Origin of the sequence: Roseibium polysiphoniae (assembly GCF_014842925.1) — a bacterium.
Taxonomy (GTDB): Bacteria; Pseudomonadota; Alphaproteobacteria; order Rhizobiales; family Stappiaceae; genus Roseibium; species Roseibium polysiphoniae.
Window position 1 is genome coordinate 434,647 of the sequence record NZ_JACYXJ010000004.1, and the last position, 20,085, is coordinate 454,731.

The 20,085-nt window shown below is 56.3% G+C and carries 18 protein-coding genes; 9 read left to right on the top strand and 9 right to left on the bottom strand.

The genetic code is table 11. The annotated features are described in order from the left end of the window. Positions 1 to 40 precede the first annotated feature (40 nt). The 9 genes from IG617_RS12240 to IG617_RS12280 form a co-directional block, all read right to left on the bottom strand. Positions 41 to 1,942, bottom strand: coding sequence for a beta-galactosidase (locus tag IG617_RS12240; protein WP_192109491.1), 1,902 nt, complete (start codon positions 1,940 to 1,942; stop codon positions 41 to 43). Between the two features lie 11 nt (positions 1,943 to 1,953). Beyond that, entirely contained in the window at positions 1,954 to 2,793 is an 840-nt protein-coding gene (locus tag IG617_RS12245) for an SMP-30/gluconolactonase/LRE family protein (protein WP_192109492.1), read from the bottom strand. Continuing rightward, positions 2,790 to 3,404 (bottom strand): 2-dehydro-3-deoxy-6-phosphogalactonate aldolase, encoded by a 615-nt coding sequence (locus tag IG617_RS12250; RefSeq protein ID WP_192109493.1) that lies wholly within the window; start codon positions 3,402 to 3,404, stop codon positions 2,790 to 2,792. Before IG617_RS12250 ends, IG617_RS12245 begins: the two co-directional genes overlap by 4 nt. Further along, positions 3,401 to 4,324 carry a 2-dehydro-3-deoxygalactonokinase gene (locus IG617_RS12255; protein ID WP_192109494.1) on the bottom strand — a complete coding sequence of 308 codons (924 nt, stop codon included), beginning with the start codon at positions 4,322 to 4,324 and terminating at the stop codon, positions 3,401 to 3,403. Before IG617_RS12255 ends, IG617_RS12250 begins: the two co-directional genes overlap by 4 nt. Next, on the bottom strand, positions 4,321 to 5,085 hold the full coding sequence (locus IG617_RS12260; RefSeq protein ID WP_192109495.1) for an SDR family NAD(P)-dependent oxidoreductase: 765 nt from the start codon (positions 5,083 to 5,085) through the stop codon (positions 4,321 to 4,323). The genes IG617_RS12255 and IG617_RS12260 overlap by 4 nt, the downstream gene beginning before the upstream one ends. 39 nt (positions 5,086 to 5,124) lie before the next feature. After that, complete coding sequence (locus IG617_RS12265; RefSeq protein WP_192109496.1) at positions 5,125 to 7,200, bottom strand: alpha-galactosidase; 2,076 nt, start codon at positions 7,198 to 7,200, stop codon at positions 5,125 to 5,127. Further along, complete coding sequence (locus IG617_RS12270; RefSeq protein ID WP_192109497.1) at positions 7,200 to 8,048, bottom strand: carbohydrate ABC transporter permease; 849 nt, start codon at positions 8,046 to 8,048, stop codon at positions 7,200 to 7,202. The genes IG617_RS12265 and IG617_RS12270 overlap by 1 nt, the downstream gene beginning before the upstream one ends. A gap of 1 nt (position 8,049) precedes the next feature. Beyond that, positions 8,050 to 8,985 (bottom strand): carbohydrate ABC transporter permease, encoded by a 936-nt coding sequence (locus IG617_RS12275; RefSeq protein ID WP_192109498.1) that lies wholly within the window; start codon positions 8,983 to 8,985, stop codon positions 8,050 to 8,052. 89 nt (positions 8,986 to 9,074) lie between these two features. Next, complete coding sequence (locus IG617_RS12280) at positions 9,075 to 10,337, bottom strand: ABC transporter substrate-binding protein (protein WP_192109648.1); 1,263 nt, start codon at positions 10,335 to 10,337, stop codon at positions 9,075 to 9,077. A 122-nt stretch (positions 10,338 to 10,459) separates the two neighbouring features. Between IG617_RS12280 and IG617_RS12285 the strand changes: the two genes are divergently transcribed. From IG617_RS12285 to IG617_RS12325, 9 genes are all read left to right on the top strand, one after another. Beyond that, positions 10,460 to 11,239, top strand: a complete 780-nt coding sequence (locus IG617_RS12285) for an IclR family transcriptional regulator (RefSeq protein WP_192109499.1) — start codon at positions 10,460 to 10,462, stop codon at positions 11,237 to 11,239. A 23-nt stretch (positions 11,240 to 11,262) separates the two neighbouring features. After that, positions 11,263 to 12,324, top strand: a complete 1,062-nt coding sequence (locus tag IG617_RS12290; protein ID WP_192109500.1) for an ABC transporter ATP-binding protein — start codon at positions 11,263 to 11,265, stop codon at positions 12,322 to 12,324. A gap of 24 nt (positions 12,325 to 12,348) precedes the next feature. Beyond that, positions 12,349 to 13,125 (top strand): HAD family hydrolase, encoded by a 777-nt coding sequence (locus tag IG617_RS12295; protein ID WP_209008429.1) that lies wholly within the window; start codon positions 12,349 to 12,351, stop codon positions 13,123 to 13,125. Between the two features lie 21 nt (positions 13,126 to 13,146). Further along, entirely contained in the window at positions 13,147 to 14,103 is a 957-nt protein-coding gene (locus IG617_RS12300; protein ID WP_192109501.1) for a sugar-binding transcriptional regulator, read from the top strand. 270 nt (positions 14,104 to 14,373) lie between these two features. Next, positions 14,374 to 15,684: an ABC transporter substrate-binding protein gene (locus IG617_RS12305; protein ID WP_192109502.1), complete on the top strand. Its 1,311-nt coding sequence runs from the start codon at positions 14,374 to 14,376 to the stop codon at positions 15,682 to 15,684. A gap of 70 nt (positions 15,685 to 15,754) precedes the next feature. Beyond that, positions 15,755 to 16,627 carry a carbohydrate ABC transporter permease gene (locus IG617_RS12310; protein ID WP_153772119.1) on the top strand — a complete coding sequence of 291 codons (873 nt, stop codon included), beginning with the start codon at positions 15,755 to 15,757 and terminating at the stop codon, positions 16,625 to 16,627. Positions 16,628 to 16,629: 2 nt separating this feature from the next. Next, positions 16,630 to 17,460 (top strand): carbohydrate ABC transporter permease, encoded by an 831-nt coding sequence (locus IG617_RS12315; protein WP_192109503.1) that lies wholly within the window; start codon positions 16,630 to 16,632, stop codon positions 17,458 to 17,460. Between the two features lie 11 nt (positions 17,461 to 17,471). Continuing rightward, positions 17,472 to 18,473, top strand: coding sequence for an ABC transporter ATP-binding protein (locus tag IG617_RS12320; protein ID WP_192109504.1), 1,002 nt, complete (start codon positions 17,472 to 17,474; stop codon positions 18,471 to 18,473). Between the two features lie 132 nt (positions 18,474 to 18,605). Continuing rightward, on the top strand, positions 18,606 to 20,084 hold the full coding sequence (locus IG617_RS12325; protein WP_192109505.1) for a mannitol dehydrogenase family protein: 1,479 nt from the start codon (positions 18,606 to 18,608) through the stop codon (positions 20,082 to 20,084). Position 20,085 lies beyond the last annotated feature (1 nt).

Consider the following 20,085-nt stretch of genomic DNA (forward strand, 5'->3'; position numbering starts at 1 on the left):
GCTGCTGCGGGTGCCTGGATCTAGTATCGGGGTTTGTCTTTTAAAGTGCCTGGCGTACCAGATCCGCAGCGGGGATGACTCCGACCGGCGTTTCGACTGGCTCGGCGCGATAGTTGAACCAGAAGCGCTCAGTCGCGGTGTCGCGAACACGAACCCCTTCCGGCAGGAGCATCGTCTTGATCTCAAGCGTGTTGCAGAGACTTGAGAACAGCCGATTGAGCGCAGTCTGGTCGCCCCATCCGGCCATATAGACCAGATTGCCATTTGCCACAGCGACGGGAGATCCATCCTTGAGCTGAAACATCGCATCCGCAGAGGTTTCCAGTTCCTCCCGATAGCCAATGACGTTGCCTTCCCCGCTTAGGGCCATGGGCATGTCAGGGCGGATGCTCTCGACCCGCGAGACCGTCACGTCCAGTCCGGGAAGGTCAGGGGGCAGCGGCACCGGGATTTCCATCTCGGGACCTCGCGCGCCGGCCCTTGGCCCGAGAACGACCGTTGCGTCTGTTTCACAGAAGGCTCGCTTCAGCGCCTCTGGTATATGCATGAGCCCCGGCGCGGCAATGAGCTTGTAGCCTGAAAAATCCCTGGCCGTTGGCGGCAGTATGTCTATTGAAAGTCCCAGTTTGCGCAGCGCCCTGTAGGTGTCGAAGACGAGCTGGAAGTAGCTTGAGCCCTCGCCGTGGGGTTGGGTGGTCCAGGCGAAGTCGGCGTCGTAGTCGAAAACCAGTCCGACCTGTGCTGATGCAGTTGACGCGTCGGGGGCATCTGCGATCTCCCGTGCGACCTGCATCGCTTCATCGAGACCCGGAGCCGCCGCGCTGTCGGGTCTCAGAAGTCCCGCATGCATCTGTTCCTGAGCAAAAGGCGCCTGTCGCCAGCGAAAGTAACAAACAGCTTCGGCGCCATGGGCGAAAGCTTCCCAGGTCCATAAGCGAACCATGCCGGGAAGTGGGGCCGGATTGTAGGGCGCCCAATTCACGGGACCTGGCTGTTGCTCCATGACCCACCAGCGTCCCTTGCCCACCGCACGATAAAGATCGTGATGAAATGCCTGAAAGTCCGGGTCGCCTTGACGGGCATAGGCGCGTTTATGATCCGCGGCGGCCTCAACTCTGTCTTCGAGAAAGCCCATCGGGTAACTGTCCCAGGTCGCTATCTCGAGATCGTCACCGACCTTAAAGTGGTCGAAATCGGTCGTTCGGCCCATGAAATTGTGGCTGATGGGCGCGTCGGAGTGCGCCCGCAGAATTTCGGCCTGTCGGCGATTGAAACGAACCACCTGATCGGAGCTGAAACGGCGGAATGCGAGCACGTGCGCCGGGTTCGGTTCCGTTACGGTCAGGTTCGGGAGGTCAATGTCCTCGAAGCTGTCATAGTCCATCGACCAAAACACATTGCCCCAGGCGCGATTGAGGGCATCTATCGAGCCATATCGCTCTTTCAGCCAGGTGCGGAAGGCCTCGCTCGCAGCCTCGGAAAAAGACAGGGTTGTGTCGTGGCAGCTGTATTCATTGTCGGTTTGCCAGGCGCCGATATGAAGGCTTTTGCTGTAGCGCTCGGCCATCAGGCGCACGATCCGATCGCATTCTTGAGCGTAGCCTTCGTGCGAAAAGCAATAATGACGCCGCGACCCGAACTTGCGGGGATTGCCATGAGCATCAACGGCAAGCATGTCCGGATGGCGATGAAGCATCCAGCGAGGCGGTGTTGCCGTCGGCGTGCCGAGAACAATTTTGAGGCCAGCGGCCGCCAAAACCTCGATGGCGCGATCGATCCAATCCCAGTTGAGGTTCCCAGGCTCCGGTTCAATACGGCTCCAGGCGAACTCTCCGATCCTTACCCAGGTTAACCCGGCTTGGGCCATACGCCGGGCGTCGGCCTCCCAGATTTCCTCCGGCCAGTGTTCCGGATAGTAACAGGTGCCTAGTGTTCGCTTCATGGGTTCTGATCTCAAAGGGTGACGCGATGTTCTTTTTGGCCCCGGGTGGATGTCTGGGACAGATAGGTCTTGCCGTCGGCGTTTCCGGTCATGCCGATCGCCGCGGAAGTTGCGAAAAGGGTTGTTAGATCGGCTCCGCCAAATGCGGGGCACGAGATCTGTTCAACCTCGAACTTTATTGCTTCAAGGAAGTTTCCCTGCGCGTCGTAGCAGGCCACCTGGTGTGCTCCCCATTGAGCGTTCCAGAGGTTCCCTGAAGCGTCGATGACGGCCCCGTCAGGATTGAGGTCTTCTCCGGAGAGGTCGAGGAAGATCTCAGGTTTTCCAGAAGGCCATCCTGCTTGGTCCATGGCTACGTACCAAATGGTTTGAACTGCGGTATCGGCGAAATAGGCGCGTGTACCATCAGGGGAGAAGCAGATGGCGTTCGGGATCGTTATGTCCGGGACGAGTTTGCGAAGTTCTCCCCGGTAATAGCGGTAGATTGCGCCACTGCCGGGTTCTGCGTTCTTGCCCATTGTGCCGATCCAGAAACCGCCAAAGGGATCCGTGCGGCCGTCGTTGGATCGTGTCGTGGGATCGTTTGCGTCAAGCGGACAGAGCGTCTGAGAAGTTTCAGTCATCAGGTTAAATTCGAACAGCTTGGTCTCGCTGGCGATCAGCAACCGGTCTTCATCAATCCAGCCCGCAGCCGAGACATGTTCCTCAAATTGCCACTCTTGGTCCTGGCCGTCCTTTCGGGAAAGCATGCGTTTTCCCAGAATGTCGAACCAGAACAGTTGAGCGCGCTCAGGATGCCAGAGCGGTCCTTCACCAAGTTTGCAAACGCGGCTGTCGAAGACTGCGGTCATGCACTCTGCCCCAAACCTTGGTCGTAGGCTGCGACGATGGCTTTCGCGCGGGCTGTGACCTCCGACCGGTAAAAACCGGGTGCATAGAGCGCCGTGCCGATCCCGAAACCCGTGATGCCTGCCGCAATCCAGTCTTTGAAATTGTCCGGTCCTGCGCCGCCGACAGCATATGTCTCTGTGTCTTTGGGTAGGACGGCACGCATGGCTTTCAGACCTGACGGCCCGATCAGGCTGGCAGGGAAAAGCTTCAACCCGTCCGCACCGTTACGAAGCGCGGTGAAGCACTCGCTGGGCGTCATGACGCCTGGAAATGAGGCCATTCCGGCTTTCTTTGTGGCGCGTATGACCTCTGGATTGCAATCGGGCGACACGATCAAAGTCCCGCCTGCGCCACGGACCTGCTCAACATCTTCCGGGCTCAGAACCGTGCCGGCGCCAATCTTCGCGGTTTGGCCAAACTCCCTGGCCATCAGTGCGATGCTCTCCAGAGGATCTGGTGAGTTCAACGGCACTTCGATCTGAGTGATGCCTTCGGCGATCAAAGCTTCCGTGATGCTCAGTGCGTCCGTCGGTGTGATGCCGCGCAAAATTGCGATAAGGGGACGGGTCATTGTGCGGCTTCCTTAAGTGAGGCATGGGCGAGGATCAGACCGCGCAAGGTGGCAGTACCGGCGGAGATGCATGTGCTGGAAAGTCCGAGGGCCTCAAGACCGACCTTGTATGCCTGGGCAACGCTATCCTCGCCCAGGATGACAATTGAGCTTGTTGTCTCGGCGCTGTGGCCGATGGCGGCAAGCTCAGCTCCGATCAAAAGACCAGACAGACGACTAAAGGCCTTGGTTGGTGAGAGATCGGCAATGAGACCCTTTGCCCGAATGCGAAACAGCTCAGCGGCCAAGGCGCTTGGCTCTTTGGCGATTTGGCGAAGCGCGTGCCTGAATTCTTCCAGATCAAGTTCGCCGGTCTCGATGCCATGCCTCAGGACCGACTTATGCGCCAGCAGACTGAAGAGTTCACCGGTCATGAACGTTTGAAAAGAGCGAATCTCGCCATGGCCAACGGAGGCCCATTTCGTATGAGTTCCCGGGAGGCAGACCATGCCATCGTAGGAGGGAGTATCGCTGAGCATACCGGCAATTTGCGTTTCCTCACCGCGCATCACGTCTTCAGGGCTGGTCTGCTTCACGCCAGGCAGAAGGTAGACCGACAATCTTGGGTCGGTTCCCGAAACACTTGTTGCCTGATGGACCGAGGGAGGCGGGCAGGGGGCTGTCAGGTAAGGCGCTTCAGCCCAGCCCTGCCTTGAGCCAGCCATGCCGCAGACGACCACATCGGTTTTCTTGCCGGGATCCAGATCTTGTTCAATCAGGTGAAGGAGTGCCGGTTCGAACTGGTCCTTCGTAAGGGAGCCCATGCCTTTTGGAGATTGGTGCTGCGCCAGAACTTCGTTGGCAGCGCTCATCAGCCACACGCGCAGATTTGTCGTGCCCCAGTCGACTGCAATCCAATCAATTTGACTGGTCTGGTTCATCCGGTCACCACGACACCGCCGTCAACCACAAGGGCCTGACCGGTCATCATGCGGCTGGAATTGGACGCGAGGAAAAGCACTGGGTCGACGATGTCTTCCGGCGCAATTTCGTCCTTCAGACATTGCCGGTCCAGATGAGCGCTCAGAGCTTCAGGCGTAACCCATTTGTCCTTTTGCTTCTGCGTCAGAACCCAACCGGGAGCCAGGGCGTTGACACGGATCTTCTCGGGGCCGAACTCGCGCGCGAGGCTTCTACTCATCCCATTGATGCCGGAATTTGCCGTTGTGTACCCAGGATAACCGGCATTACCCATCATGTAGGAGATTGAAGAGAAGTTGATAATCGAACCGCCTCCGGCAGCGCGCATACCGGATACCGCATGCTGACAGGCGAAGAAGTAGGGTTTCAGGTTGATGGATTGACACCAGTCCCAATATTCCTCGGTGACTTCCTCGGTTGTATGCCGTTGATCATTTGCGGCGTTGTTCACCAATACGGTAATCGGGCCATGTTGCGCGGCAGCCTTGTCCATTGCTGCCTTTAGCGTGGGAATATCCGAGATATCGCATGGAATAAAGAGCGGCCGATTGCCATGAACTTTCTCCATGTCGTCGCAGAACGCCGTTGCGTCCGAACGCTGCACAAAGGCGATCTTGGTACCTTGAGCAAGAAAGCCACTGGTCAATGCGGCGCCGATACCGGACCCGCCACCGGTGATGAAAACGGACGCGTTCTTCAGGTCAGGAAATGTCGCGGGCATGGTTGGCCGTCCTTGTAGAATAAGTTGAGTATGGCGTGGTCATAGCCGCTGTCCTTCAACGACCCACATGCTTTCGGGGAACCTCCAGGGCAGGTTAAGTCCATGCTGCATGAGGTATTGCCCGGAAAGACTTAGGTCGGCCGTCTTCAAAGCGCAGTCACCACGGGATAGCGAAACGACATCTGCGCGGTTTTTCAAACTTACGCAGTAGCGAGCGTCAGCGTCCAATCCCGTCAGTCTCAGGGGGGTGGGCACTATCTGGTCAGAGGGGCTTAGAAGAGCGGAGAAGACGACAAAGCGGTCCCCGGATGCAGACCTGTGAAGCTCGGCAATTTCGGCGGGATCCGACGTGTCCAGACGCAGAATGTCTGCGCTCATCATCCAGTCGCGATTGTCCTTCCACCAGCTTGTCGTTTGGCTGAGGATGTTCGCTTCTTCTTCAGTGAGTTCTCTTGGGTCCATCTCGAAACCCATGTGCCGTTGCGCTGCGGTCCAGGCCCGAAGCCTGATGTCGATTGTGCGACCGGAGGTGTGGCAGCAGCGCGGCCCGACATGACTGCCTGTTACGCTGGCGGGCAGGAACAGCGCCGCATTGTGTTGAATTTTCTGGCGCTCAATCGCATCGTTACTGTCTGACAACCATACGCGTTGAGTGTGTTGAAGGATCCCGAAATCAATGCGGCCCCCCCCGGAGGCACAGCTTTCAAACTCGACCAATGGAAAGGCTTCGCGGAGCCGGTCAAACAAGCTGTAGACCGCTTCTGTTTGGGAAGCGTCGGCAATCGGTAAGACGCGGTTGTGATCCCACTTTACATAGCTGATTTGATTGGCGCGCAGAATTTCCGAGATGCCTTTGTAAAGGTGATCCTCAACCTCTTGCTGGCGAAGGTCCAGAACGAGCTGTTGCCGGCCGCGTGGCTGATCTGCAGGGCCGAGGATCCAGTCTGGATGTTCGCGGAAGAGATCGCTGTTTTCATTGACCATTTCTGGTTCGAACCAGAGACCAAACTCCATACCGAGAGAGCGCACGTGTGAAATCAGCGGCGTCAGACCATCTGGATACTTTCGGGGGTCAATCTGCCAGTCGCCTAGTGAACTGGTGTCGTCATCTCGTCTTCCGAACCAGCCGTCGTCGAGCACGAAGCGTTCCGCGCCAAGAGAGGCCGCACGGCTCGCGATGTCTTTCAGCTCGCTGATATTGTGGTCAAAGTAGACGGCTTCCCAGCAGTTGTAGTGAACAGGGCGGGGGCTTCTGGTGTTGGCAACGATCCGTGTGCGGGCGTGCTGCTGAAACGCAACCGCAATTTCGTTGAGGCCACTTGCCGAGAAGGTGGCGTAGAGTGGGGCGGAGCTGAAACTGCAGCTCTTGTTCTGCGTTCCCTTCGCATGACCAAATTGTAGCTGGCGGCGTCCGTCGGCGGTTTCTTCCGCTATCATTGTATGGCCACCGGACCAGCCATAGTGGAACCCAAAGGCTTCACCTGAGGAATTGTTGGTTCCGTCCGAAAGAACGATCAGGCCGGGAAAATGAGTGTGGTCGGTTCGGCCTGTGCGGTTGGTTCTTTCTCTGGCGCCTGTCGCGAAGCGCAGCTTTTTGGTCTGGAATTCCGAACACCAGCGACCGGAGAATTCCAGCATGTGATCGGTGTGCGCGGGGCAAGGAAAAGCAGGCGCGGCGAGCCAATTGAGGACGATGTCCTCTTGAGATTCCAACTCGCTGTTCGCCGTGATCACCGAAGTCTGTTCGTCCAGGTGGAAGGCAAGTTTGAGGGTCAGACCGTTGGCATCATCGCGACAAAGGAGCTGCAGATCGTCGGATGTTGATGCGATCTCGTGCTGGAACCTGAAGCGCGGCAGGATCTGAAGGCCCTCAGATGTTCGCGCCTCGATGCCAGGCTGTCCGGCAAAGCCTGTGGCACTCTCGGGCGAGATACTCAAGGGCGGCAGAACATCAAGCATGCCGCCGGTAACGTCACCCCGATGGGCCGCGACGAGCTCCTCCAGGTTCTCGCTCGCGCCTAGAGAGGCTCCCCAGTAGACGATCGTGGGGAGTGCCTTGTCGGTCGATGCCAGAACGAAACTCTGCCGGCCATCACGCAAATGCCAAGTCTGCATTACTTTACGGCTCCAAGCGTGAGGCCCGCAATGAAGTGCTTTTGCATCAGAAAGAACATGGCGACCGGCGGCAGCGCAGCGACGATCGATCCCGCACTCATCAGGTGGTAGGCCGCGCGGTACTGCGCGTTGAAGGATGTGATGCCCGCGGTGACTGGCTGACTTTCAACACCCTGAGTAAGAACCACTGCCCAGAAATAGTCGTTCCAGATGAAAGTGAAGATCAACACGGACAGCGCGGCGATGGCCGGCTTCATCAGCGGGAGTACGATGTACCAGAAGATCCGCCACTCAGCGACGCCTTCCACGCGGGCTGCTTCGATCAATTCAAACGGCAGAGCGCGGATGAAATTGCGCATGAACAGGGTGCAGAAACCGGTCTGAAAGGCGATGTGAAAGAGCACCAGACCTGTGATGGTGTTGTAGAGGCCCATTTGAAGGGTGAGATCGCGAACGGGCACCATAAGGATCTGGAACGGCACAAAGTTGCCGGCAACGAACATGAAGAAGATCCAGATGTTGGCCTTGAACTTGTAAACACCGAGCGCAAACCCGGTCATGCAGGAAAGTGCGACCGCCCCGATGACGGTAGGGACCGTAATGAACACCGAGTTCAGCAGATATTGCGGCATGTCCGATCCGGTGAAGACCAGCGCGTAGTTCGTGAAGCCCTCGAACGAAGATGGCCAGCCCCAGTAGTTGGCATTGGCGAAATCGGACGCGGGCTTGAACGAGAAAATCGCAACGGCGATCAGGGGGAGAAGCCACAGGATCAGGGCGAGGGGTAAAAGTGTTTGATATGAGATTTGCCAGGAGCGTGAGGTGCGCTCGATCGGGGTCGGGAACATCTCAGCGCGCCTTTTCTTCTTGATACATCGACCACAGGAAGTAGGCGATGAAAACCAGCATGATGAGAAACAGAACGACGGCGATCGACGCGCCATAGCCCATGCGGAAGCCGTATTCAGACAGGGCCACCTCGAACATGTAGAAGCTGAGAACACGGCTCTCGCCATAGGGGCCGCCGTTGGTCATGACCGAGATCAGGTCGAAGGATCGCAAGGCGCCGATAATCGTGACCACGAAAGCAATGAAGGTCGCGGGTCGAAGCTGCGGGATGATGATGTGCCAGAGCATACGAAGGCCTTTGGCGCCGTCCAGTCGTCCAGCCTCGATTTGTTCGGGATCGACGGCGTTGAGGCCGGTCAGATAGAGGATCATGCAATAGGCTGTCTGTGGCCAAAGGCCGGCGACGATGATGCCGTAGGTCACAAAGTTCTCGTCACCAAGAACATTGATCGGCGGAATGCCAACGCCTCCGAGGATGTAGTTGAGCAGGCCGAATGTGGGATCGTAGAACCAGGTAAACACCAGGCCAACAACGACCTGACTGATCACAAAAGGGAAAAAGAATAGAGATTTGTAGAGGCGGATGCCCGTAACTGTCTGATTGAGGAAGAGCGCGATGAACAGTCCGGCTGGAATTGCGAACAGGTACATCACAAGCCAGATCAGGTTATTGCGCAAGGATGTGTAGAACGCATCATCCCAATAAAGTTCTTCGTAATTGTAAGCGCCGACGTATTCAGCCTCACCCAGACCATCCCAGGAGTAGAACGACAGACTGAAGGACTGGTAGATCGGAAAGATCACGTAAAAGAGGAAAAACAGAATTCCAGGAGCCAGAAACAGCCAAGGCGTCATGGACTGCTGGTTGTTGTGCCACCAGGAGTTCTTTACTGGCTTATTGTGCTGTGAAACTGCCGGTGCGCCTGCATCAGCCATGGCCTGCCTCTTTACGTAGCACGTGTCGATTGAAACGGGGGAGGAGGGGCACAAGCTGCGCCCCTCCTTTCGAGTTTTTGCGTGAGGATTCAGTTCTTGTAGATCCGGCCGCGTGCGCGTTCGAGGCGGCTCAGGATCTTGTCGAGATTGTCCGGCTTCACCATGAATTCCTGCAGGCCTTCCATGGCGACCTTCGCCATTTCAGCCGGGGCATCGCGGTCAAAGAACTGCGCAACTCCGCCTGGAGAGTTGGTGGACAGCATTTCAAAGCCCTGTTCCAGGAACTTGTCCTTGTCCACGCTCGATTGAGCATTCACCGGCAGCTGGCCAAGGTTCTTGCCATCGTTGATCCAGGTCTGAACGTCTGCGGAGGCAACGTAACGCAGGAATTCGCGAGCAGCTTCCTTGTTGGTGGCGTTCGACGGGATGTGGAACGTATCGGTCGGGGCGTCTTCAGCCAATTCAACGTCCGGGTTGATTTCCACGAACTGGTAGAAGTCCAGCTGATCGTCGGTCAGACCGGCGTCGCGCAGCGGAGCAACGGCGAAGTTACCCATCAGGTAGGCGGTAGCGTCGCCCTTGACCATGAACGGCAGGGCCTCCTGCCAGCTGTAGGAGGCGTGATTGTCGATGAATGCGCCCATATCGATCAGTTCGCGCCAGTTGGCGAACGTCTTGCGGACTTCATCGCTTTCCCAGGAAGCCTGACCTGTCAGCAGATCCATGTGGAAGTCGAAGCCGTTTGTGCGCATGTTCATGTAATCGAACCAGCCGCCGGCGGTCCAAAGGAACTTCGAGCCGATCGTGTAGCACTTGCGGCCGGAATCGATGATCTTTTGACAGTTGGCTTTTTCTTCTTCCCAGTTGGTGGGTTCAGACAGGCCGAGTTCGTCGAAGATGTCTTTCCGGTAGTAAACGCCCCACTGATAGTAGGTGTAGGGAACGCCCCACTGCTTGCCGTCGATCGTCATAGCGCCTTTGGTTGAGGCGAGATTGTCTGCAATAGCAGGCTCGGCCCAAAGATCGGAGACGTCCTCGAAAAGCCCTGCCTCAACATATGGGCGCATGCGGTTGGCTGCATACCAAGTAGCAACGTCTGGTGCGTTGGCTGTCAGGAAGTTGCGGATTTGCGTTTTGTAAGCTTCCCGGTCAATGACGGTTGTTTCGATTTTCAGATCTGGATGGAGTGTCTGGAAATCGCCGATCATCTTTTCCATCGTTGCCCGGGGCGCCGGGTTAGATGTGTCGAGGAAGATTTTAAAATCTCCGCTCAGGTCCGCCGCAAATGTTGAGCCTGTGTTCGCTGCAACAATGGCTAACGCCGCCGCTGTCATCTTCAGCATGGTATGCATCATTTCCTCCCATGGAAAAGTTCCAATATTTGGAACCAAGTTTTGTATATTGATACCTTGCTTTGGCTGAGTTAGGTTTGTCAACAGGCCTTGGGCAACAACAAGGACCATCGGAGGACATGATGAACAAGCAGGACGGGGGAGACGGCACGGTTGGCAAAGCGTTGGCTGTTCTTGATCAGGTCGCTGCCGTGGGCCGACCGGTCCGGTTCACCGAAGTGCTTTCAGACAGTGTTCACCCGAAGGCCACTCTTTACCGACTGCTGCAAACGCTGGTGAGTCAGGGCATGCTGGCTTATGACAATCACCAGCAAACCTACTCTCTCGGCATGCGCCTTGTACGTCTTGCTCATGCGGCGTGGCGGCAGAGTTCGCTTGCGCCGATCGCAAGGCCATTCATAGAAGAACTGGCGAAGACCGCCGGCGAGACTGTCCATTTGGCCCAGCTCGACAATGGCCAGGTTCTTTACGTCGACAAGCGCAATGCTGCGTCTCCGATCGAGATGTTTTCACAGGCAGGCAAGGTCGGTCCTTGTTATTGCACCGGTGTCGGCAAGGCGATGATGGCGTTTCTTGACGAGCCGGCACTCTCCCAGGTTCTGGAAAAACAGTCCTTCTACCGCTACACGCCCAACACCTTGACCTCTTCAGAAGAGATGCACAGTGAGCTTGCCGGTATCCGGAAAGATGGCGTTGCATTCGACCGGGAGGAACACGAGCCTGGTATCATTTGCATTGCAACACCAATCCTGTCGACGTCTGGACGCCCACTGGGAGCGCTTTCTGTCACGACGTCTACGCAGCGCAAGTCCCTGAAACATCTTGAGAGCTTTCGCCCCGTCCTGTTGGAAACCGCGGCGAAGACCGCTGCGGCCGCCGAGAATTGGCAATTCCCCGGCTAGATCATTCAAGGAGTCTTTATCCCATGTCAGGTGTCACGCTGACCAAGGCAGTGAAGAAATACGGCGATCTCGAGGTCGTTCACGGAGTGGATCTGACCGTTGAACACGGCGAGTTCTGTGTTTTTGTCGGGCCGTCTGGTTGCGGCAAGTCCACGTTGTTGCGGATGATCGCGGGGCTGGAAGAAACCACGGATGGGCAGATCGCAATCGGCGGGCGTGACGTCACTGCTGTCGATCCAGCCGACCGTGGCGTGGCAATGGTGTTTCAGACCTATGCGCTGTATCCGCATATGACTGTGGAAGAAAACATGGGCTTTGGCCTGAAGATGAACGGGCATCCAAAGGCGGAAATTGAGGCTAAGGTGTCCGAAGCCAGCCGGATCCTGAAGCTCGATCAATATCTGAAGCGTAAACCGAAGGCCTTGTCCGGCGGGCAGCGCCAACGGGTCTCGATCGGACGAGCCATCGTGCGTGGGCCAGAAGTCTTCCTGTTTGATGAGCCGCTCTCAAACCTCGATGCCGAGCTTCGGGTCGACATGCGGGTTGAAATCGCACGCCTGCATAAGGATATCGGCGCAACCATGATCTATGTGACCCATGATCAGGTTGAGGCGATGACGCTTGCGGACAAGATTGTCGTGTTGAGGGCCGGTCACATTGAGCAGGTCGGTTCGCCAATGGAGCTCTATGCCAATCCGGATAACAAGTTTGTCGCCGGCTTTATTGGTTCTCCGAGCATGAATTTCGTTGAGGGCTTGGCCTCATCTGGTGCGGTGGTTGTGCCGGCCTTCGGCAACAAAGCCTTTAAGACGGACCTAGCGCTGCCCAGTGAAGGCACTCCGGTCACCGTCGGGGTTCGTCCGCAGGACATCTCAATCGCGCCCGCGGAGTCTGGAGCCGAGGTGGATCTTACGGAGCAATTGGGCGGGGTTGCCTATACCTATCTGATCTGTCCGACGGGCGAACGTATCGTGGTAGAGACAAAAGGTGTGGAGGCTCCTGCATCAGGCTCCCAGGTCTGGCCATCACCGGCAGAGGACGCTCTCTTTCTGTTCGATGCAGAAACCGAGAAGCGCCTTCGCTAACAACCGGCGATCTGGTGGTTGGAGATGGGCACGCCAAGTCCGCGCTCTTTTGACCTCATTGCTTCTGGAGGCGACATTTCTGAAACTTGGCGCAAAAACGGATATAAGGCCGTCATGTGCTTTCAGCTTTCAAAAGACATCGATGCGGTCATCTTCGATTGTGATGGCGTTCTGATCGATAGCGAAATCATCAGCGCGCGGGTGTTGATGGCTTCCCTGGATCAATTGGGTGTGAAGGTCGATTGGGCTTATTTCAAAGCTCATTTCCTTGGACGCAGCTTTCCAAAAGTTGCAGCTAGCATACGTACCGATTTCGAAGTGGATCTGCCCTCGGATTTCGAAGCTTGTTACAGGTCCAGCCTGCTTGAAGCGTTCGAGCAGGAGCTTCATCCCGTCGAGGGGGTTCAAAGTGTTATCGCAAACCTTGGCGTCAAAAGTTGTGTTGCAACGAGCAGCAGTCCGGAACGCGTTGCGCGTTCACTTGCGATTACCGGCCTGCGCCGCTTCTTTCATGACCGGGTTTTCACGGCCTCTGAAGTTGAGCGAGGAAAACCGGCGCCAGATCTTTTTCTGCACGCGGCAGCTTCTCTCGGCGTTTCGCCTGAGGCTTGTCTGGTGATTGAAGACAGCCTCCCAGGTCTTCAAGCTGCGCGCGCCGCAGGGATGGAAGTCTGGCACTTTGTTGGTGGCAGTCATCTTTCGGAAAGCGACGCCAAAAATGTGAAGATCCAACCACCAACACCGTTTTTTGACACTTGGTCCCGTTTTTTTGCTATGGCGCCAAAGTTGATGGCAGTTTGAATACAGGCTCAAGGCTGACTTATGGCGACTAAGACAGAAAGCGACCCCACCCGTCTGGATGACGCAGCACGTGCGGGTTGGCTCTACTATGTTGCCGGGAATACGCAGGACGAGATCGCCCGCAAGCTCGGGATCTCAAGGCAGACAGCCCAGAGGCTTGTGTCCTTGGCCGTCAGCGAGCGACTGATCAAGGTTCGTCTTGATCATCCGATCGCGCATTGCATGGAACTCGCAGAAAAGATGAAGGACCGTTTCGGTCTCAAGATGTGCGAGATCGTTCCAAGCGACCCCGTCAATCCCCTGTCCATCATCGGTCTTGCGCAGGCGGCAGCAACAGAGATGGAGCGGCACCTCAAGGCGGCAGAGCCCAAGGTGATTGCTTTTGGGACTGGCAGAGCTCTCAGGGCGTCCGTTGATCAGCTGCCGGCAATGGATTGCCCGCAGCATCGAATTGTTTCGCTTCTTGGCAATATGAATTCAGATGGTTCGGCATCTGCCTACAACGTCATTATTCGAATGGCGGACCGGATCAACGCCCGACACTACCCCATGCCCTTGCCAGTGTTCGCGAGATCAACCGAGGAGCGAACGCTTCTTCACAATCAAGAGCCGGTTCATAACATCCTCGAACTGTCCAAGAAGGCAGATGTTACCTTTGTTGGCATCGGCAACATGGATGATACGGCTCCACTTTTCATTGACGGCTTTATCGACCGTTCGGAGCTTGATGCGCTTAACGCTGCAGGAGCTGCTGGTGAAATTACCAGCTGGGTATTTGACGGTGATGGTCAGCTTATCGAAGGCTTGACCAATAGCCGGGTCGCGAGTGCGCCATTGGTTCCATTCAGCGAAAAGCCGATTGTCGGGATAGCGGCCGGAGACCTCAAGGTCGATTCAATCCTTGGTGCCTTGGCAGGCCACCTCGTCAATGGACTGATCACCAATGAAGCAACGGCCGAACTTCTCCTGGCTCGTTGAGGCTCTTCAGAAGACCGTTCTGCACTGACTAAAAATTGAGCTTTCGCCATTGCTCACGCTTTAGGCGATTTTGCCGGCTTTGAGGTCAAATCTCTCTCGGTGTCGAGCAAAGTTCCTACACATTAATTACCTGATTTTGTTTCTTTTTTTGCAATGCAGCAACGAAAGTTCCGCTGTGGCGTTGCGCTGCAGCTTGACGTGTTGCGACTCTTTTGTGAATAATTGCCCGCCTAATTAGCAAATGCTCATCTTGAGCTTTGGGAGGAAAATATGACCCTTTTTTCACGCGCCCTCTTGGGTGCGACTGCACTGACGCTCGTGGCTTCACCTGCGCTTGCCGAGAAGCTGACCATCGCGACGGTCAACAACGGCGACATGATCCGCATGCAGAAGCTGGCCGATGACTTCACGGCGAAAAACCCGGACATCGAGCTGGAATGGCTCACGATGGAAGAAAACGTGCTGCGCCAGCGCGTCACAACGGACATTGCGACCAAGGGTGGACAGTTCGATGTGATGACCATCGGCACATATGAAGTGCCGATCTGGGGCAAGCAAGGCTGGCTCGTATCCCTAAATGACCTTCCTGCCGAATATGATGTCGACGACATTCTTCCGGCGATCCGTGGCGGTTTGACCATCGATGGTGAGCTCTACGCGGCACCATTTTACGGTGAGAGTTCTATGGTCATGTACCGGAAGGACCTGATGGAGAAAGCCGGTCTCGAAATGCCGGATGCGCCAACTTGGGAATTCATCGGTAAGGCGGCTCGCGCCATGACCGACAAGGACAACGAAGTCTACGGTGTTTGTCTGCGCGGCAAGGCAGGCTGGGGCGAGAACATGGCGTTCTTGACCGCCACCGCGAACTCCTTCGGTGCACGTTGGTTTGATGAAAACTGGGCGCCGCAGTTTGACAGTGAAGCCTGGAAGAACGCGCTCACCTTCTACCTCGACCTGATGGAAGACGCAGGCCCTCCAGGAGCGTCCTCAAACGGCTTCAACGAGAACCTGTCTCTGTTCCAAACCGGCAAATGCGGCATGTGGATTGACGCCACAGTGGCTGCGTCCTTCGTGACCAACCCTGCCGACAGCACCGTTGCCGATCAGGTCGGCTTCGCACTCGCACCGGACAATGGTCTTGGCAAGCGTGGCAACTGGCTCTGGGCATGGTCTCTGGCAATCCCGGCTGGAACTCAGAAGGAAGAAGCTGCCAAGAAGTTCATCGACTGGGCGACTTCCAAGGAATACCTCGAGCTCGTAGCTGAGAAGGAAGGCTGGGCGAATGTGCCTCCTGGAACCCGGACTTCGCTCTACGAGAACCCGGAATACCAGAAGGTGCCTTTTGCCAAGATGACGCTTGATAGCATCAACTCGGCAGATCCGACCAACCCGACGGTTGATCCGGTGCCTTACGTTGGTGTCCAGTTCGTCGCAATCCCGGAATTCCAGGGCATTGCAACCGCGGTAGGACAGGCTTTTGCAGCAGCACTCGCTGGAAACGTCACCGCAGATGAAGCTCTGGCGAACGCCCAGGCGATCACCGAGCGCACAATGAAGAAGTCTGGTTACATTAAGTAATCGATGTCTGACTTGAGACCGATCCATGGCGGATCGGTCTCGCTTTTTTCGTTCCGAACTGGCTGGACCAATGGCTACCGCTCATTCTCGTGCCGCGGCGCGGTTCATGATTTCTCCTGCTGTGCTTTTGCTGCTTGGCTGGATGATCGTTCCGCTCTCCATGACCGTCTACTTTTCCTTCCTGAGCTACAATCTTCTGATGCCGGGAATGGAAGAGTTCATCGGCTTCACCAACTACGAGTTCTTTCTCACGGACCCGGCGTTTTTTGAGGCGCTGACCAACACCATTCTGCTGGTCGTCGGAGTGCTCTTCATCACCATTGTGGGCGGAACAGCTCTCGCATTGCTTCTGGATCAGCCGTTTTGGGGACAGGGCATCGTTCGTATTCTGGTGATTGCTCCATTCTTCGTGATGCCGACGGTGTCAGCTCTGGTCTGGAAGAACATGTTCATGAACCCGGTCAATGGGCTTTTCGCTCATATGGCCAAGGGCATGGGGCTGGAGCCTTTTGACTTTCTCGCGCATGCCCCGCTGTTTTCGATCATTCTGATCGTCGCCTGGCAATGGCTGCCTTTTGCGACGCTTATTCTCCTCACCGCGCTTCAGTCACTTGATCAGGAGCAGCTTGAAGCTTCCGAAATGGACGGCGCAAACTTCGGCAGCCGGTTCATCTATATCGTGCTCCCGCACATGTCCCGTGCGATCACGGTGGTTATCCTCATTCAGACAATTTTCCTCTTGTCCGTTTTCGCCGAGATCCTGGTCACAACCAATGGCGGGCCGGGGTATGCGTCCACCAACATCACCTACCTCGTCTATGCACAGTCGCTTTTGCAGTTCGACGTCGGGGGCGGCTCAGCCGGCGGCATCATTGCTGTCATTCTCGCCAACATCGTTGCGATCTTCCTGATGAGGATGATCGGCAAGAATCTGGAGGCTTGATCATGGCGCGGCGCGTTTCCAATCAGCGAAAGTTTGTGGTCACACTTATAGCCTGGGCGATCGGATTGACCATTTTCTTTCCGATCCTCTGGACCATTCTGACAAGCTTCAAAACCGAGGCGGAGGCGATAGCATCGCCTCCCTCCTTCCTGCTGTTCGACTGGACCTTGGAGAACTACTCCGAAGTCAATGAACGGTCAGATTACTTTCTGCACTTCATGAACTCGGTGATCATCTCACTTGGCTCGACCCTGCTGGGCCTTGCAATTGCAATCCCGGCCGCCTGGTCCATGGCGTTTGTTCCGGGAAAGCGGACCAAGGACATCCTGATGTGGATGTTGTCCACCAAGATGCTCCCACCAGTGGGCGTCTTGATACCGATTTATCTGTTGTTCCGTGACTTCGGGCTTCTCGACACACGGCTGGGTCTGGTGATCGTTCTCACGTTGATCAATCTGCCGATCATTGTCTGGATGCTGTTCACGTACTTCAAGGAAATCCCTGGAGAAATCCTGGAAGCGGCACGTATGGACGGAGCGACGCTCTGGAACGAGGTCGTGCACGTCCTCACACCCATGGCCGTTCCGGGCATCGCATCGACGCTCCTCCTGAACGTCATTCTTGCCTGGAACGAGGCGTTCTGGACCCTCAATCTGACGGCGGCAAAAGCCGCTCCGCTCACTGCCTTCATCGCGAGCTATTCCAGCCCGGAAGGTCTCTTCTACGCAAAGCTTTCGGCTGCCTCGACATTGGCCATCGCTCCGATCCTGATTCTTGGCTGGTTTAGCCAGAAGCAGTTGGTACGTGGCCTGACCTTTGGCGCTGTGAAATAGGAAATCTGACCATGGGTAAGATATCTCTCAAACAAGTCACCAAGGCATTTGGCGATGTCGAAGTCATTCGACCGTTAGACCTCGATATTGAAGACGGAGAATTTGTTGTTTTCGTTGGTCCGTCGGGATGTGGCAAGTCGACCTTGTTGCGTTTGATCGCAGGTCTCGAAGACGTCACGGATGGGCATATCGAGATCGACGGCAAGGATGCGACAGAAGTGGCGCCGGCAAAACGCGGGCTGGCCATGGTGTTCCAGTCCTACGCTCTCTATCCGCACATGTCCGTTCGCAAGAACATCGCCTTCCCGCTGAAGATGGCCAAGATCGACCCGGCAGAACAGGAACGACGTGTCTCGTCTGCAGCCGCGACCTTGAACCTGACCGATTATCTGGACCGCCGTCCCGGCCAGCTCTCTGGCGGTCAACGTCAGCGGGTTGCGATTGGCCGTGCGATTGTCCGTGAGCCCTCCGCCTTCCTGTTTGACGAACCGCTCTCCAATCTTGATGCGGCATTGCGCGTCAACATGAGGCTGGAGATATCGGAACTGCACCAATCGCTGAAGACGACCATGGTGTATGTGACGCACGATCAGGTCGAGGCAATGACAATGGCCGACAAGATCGTCGTGTTGCAGGCCGGCCGCATTGAGCAAGTCGGATCTCCGCTGGACCTGTACCGTGCTCCGGCGAACAAGTTCGTTGCCGGATTTATCGGTTCGCCCAAGATGAATTTCGTTGAGGGTGCGGAGGCCGAGAAGCATGGCGCGCATAGCATTGGCATCCGTCCGGAGCATCTAAGTCTTTCAGCAACTTCTGGAACCTGGATGGGTAAGGTCGGCGTTGCCGAGCACCTCGGGTCTGACACCTTCCTTTACGTACATGTCGATGGGCTCGCGCCCATGACCGTTCGTGTTCAGGGAGAGGCGGGTGTTCACCATGGTGACATCGTCCACGTCACGCCAATGCCGGAGCATCTTCATCGTTTCGACGCTGACGGACAAACCCTTCGATAAGCTCTGATGAGGCCTGCGGGTCGTGTTCTCGCTCAAGCCGGCTTTGGGAGCAGATGCACTCGCTCTGCCGTCTTCTTCTGCAACTTCGCCCTCAGGCGAAATCAAATGCCAGTAAATCTGTAAGAGGCGAATGTGACAACGAAATTGTCTCTGTCTACCCTGTCCGAGCTAGGTGAAAGCGTCGGCACACCGCAGTACACCCGGGAGCAGCTGTCTCCGGGCATCGTGCATATTGGTGTTGGCAATTTTCATCGGGCGCATCAGGCTGTCTATCTGGACCGGCTGTTCAACAAGGGCTTCGACCACGACTGGGCGATCATTGGCGCTGGCGTCAAGAGCTACGACAAGGCGATGAGAGATCGTCTCGCCGGGCAAGACTGGCTGACGACAGTTGTGGAGCTGGAACCGAACGGTCTGAATGCTCGCGTAACTGGCGTCATGACGGACTTTGCGGACATCGACCCGGCTGCGCTTATTGCAACCCTCATTCGTCCCGAGATCCGCATTGTCTCACTGACGATCACTGAGGGCGGTTACTATGTCGACGCAAAAACCGGACAGCTTGATCTATCCCACCACGAGATTCTAAGTGACATCGAAAACCCCGATGCACCGCAAACGATATTTGGCATCTTGATCGTCGCATTGGGCCTGCGCAAGGACAGCGGCCTCGAGCCGTTCACAATCTTGTCTTGTGACAACCTGCCTGAAAACGGACATGTGGCACGCCAGACCGTTGTAGGTCTAGCAAAGCAAATGGTGCCCGATCTTGCAGGTTGGATCGAAACCAATGTCGCCTTTCCGAGCAGTATGGTCGACTGCATCACGCCAGCGACCTCAGCACGAGAAGTGGCGCTCGTTGCGCAGAAATTCGGGATCCAGGATGATGCTCCGGTGGCCTGCGAACCCTTTCGCCAATGGGTGATGGAAGACCGGTTTCCGGCAGGGCGGCCGGCCCTGGAGGAAGTTGGCGTTCAATTCGTTGATGATGTCGCTCCCTATGAGCTGATGAAGCTTCGGATTTTGAACGGTGGTCACGCAGCGATTGCCTACCCATCCGCGTTGCTTGGCTATCATTTCGTCCATGAGGCGATGGCGGACCCTGACATTTCGGGTTGGTTCAAGAAGCTGGCGCGTACGGATGTGATCCCGGTCGTTCCGCCGATATCTGGCATCGGCTTCGATGAGTATCTCGAGACATGTGTCCTCCGGTTTGCAAATCCGGAAATTGGAGACACGGTGGCCCGGCTTTGCCTTGATGGCTCGAACCGGCAACCAAAATTCATCTTGCCTACGATCGCGGATGCACTTCAGGCAGGTCGCTCCATCGAAGGACTTGCGTTAGAGGTTGCCTTCTGGTGCCGGTATTGTGCAGAAAGTGCGCTTGAAGACAGTGGGTTCGTCCTGGAGGATGAGCGCGCCGAACAGCTGCGAGATGCAGCGGAAATTTCAAAAGAGAGCCCTTCTGCGTTCCTCGCCCTTGACGATGTTTTCGGCGACCTCGGCCGCAATGATGTCTTCGCGGATGCATTCGATCGGCAGCTGAAGTGCCTTTGGGCAAGCGGTGCACGCAAGACCCTTCAGGCCTATCTCAGCGAAGGAAGCCATTGAG

Excerpts from the sequence above, each read along its gene's own strand:
- IG617_RS12280 (WP_192109648.1), bottom strand. The coding sequence starts at position 10,337 with ATGCATACCATGCTGAAGATGACAGCGGCGGCGTTAGCCATTGTTGCA.
- IG617_RS12270 (WP_192109497.1), bottom strand. The coding sequence starts at position 8,048 with ATGTTCCCGACCCCGATCGAGCGCACCTCACGCTCCTGGCAAATCTCA.
- IG617_RS12245 (WP_192109492.1), bottom strand. The coding sequence starts at position 2,793 with ATGACCGCAGTCTTCGACAGCCGCGTTTGCAAACTTGGTGAAGGACCG.
- IG617_RS12320 (WP_192109504.1), top strand. The coding sequence starts at position 17,472 with ATGGGTAAGATATCTCTCAAACAAGTCACCAAGGCATTTGGCGATGTC.
- IG617_RS12255 (WP_192109494.1), bottom strand. The coding sequence starts at position 4,324 with ATGAACCAGACCAGTCAAATTGATTGGATTGCAGTCGACTGGGGCACG.
- IG617_RS12305 (WP_192109502.1), top strand. The coding sequence starts at position 14,374 with ATGACCCTTTTTTCACGCGCCCTCTTGGGTGCGACTGCACTGACGCTC.
- IG617_RS12275 (WP_192109498.1), bottom strand. The coding sequence starts at position 8,985 with ATGGCTGATGCAGGCGCACCGGCAGTTTCACAGCACAATAAGCCAGTA.
- IG617_RS12315 (WP_192109503.1), top strand. The coding sequence starts at position 16,630 with ATGGCGCGGCGCGTTTCCAATCAGCGAAAGTTTGTGGTCACACTTATA.
- IG617_RS12310 (WP_153772119.1), top strand. The coding sequence starts at position 15,755 with ATGGCTACCGCTCATTCTCGTGCCGCGGCGCGGTTCATGATTTCTCCT.
- IG617_RS12285 (WP_192109499.1), top strand. The coding sequence starts at position 10,460 with ATGAACAAGCAGGACGGGGGAGACGGCACGGTTGGCAAAGCGTTGGCT.
- IG617_RS12265 (WP_192109496.1), bottom strand. The coding sequence starts at position 7,200 with ATGCAGACTTGGCATTTGCGTGATGGCCGGCAGAGTTTCGTTCTGGCA.
- IG617_RS12290 (WP_192109500.1), top strand. The coding sequence starts at position 11,263 with ATGTCAGGTGTCACGCTGACCAAGGCAGTGAAGAAATACGGCGATCTC.
- IG617_RS12250 (WP_192109493.1), bottom strand. The coding sequence starts at position 3,404 with ATGACCCGTCCCCTTATCGCAATTTTGCGCGGCATCACACCGACGGAC.
- IG617_RS12260 (WP_192109495.1), bottom strand. The coding sequence starts at position 5,085 with ATGCCCGCGACATTTCCTGACCTGAAGAACGCGTCCGTTTTCATCACC.
- IG617_RS12295 (WP_209008429.1), top strand. The coding sequence starts at position 12,349 with ATGGGCACGCCAAGTCCGCGCTCTTTTGACCTCATTGCTTCTGGAGGC.
- IG617_RS12240 (WP_192109491.1), bottom strand. The coding sequence starts at position 1,942 with ATGAAGCGAACACTAGGCACCTGTTACTATCCGGAACACTGGCCGGAG.
- IG617_RS12300 (WP_192109501.1), top strand. The coding sequence starts at position 13,147 with ATGGCGACTAAGACAGAAAGCGACCCCACCCGTCTGGATGACGCAGCA.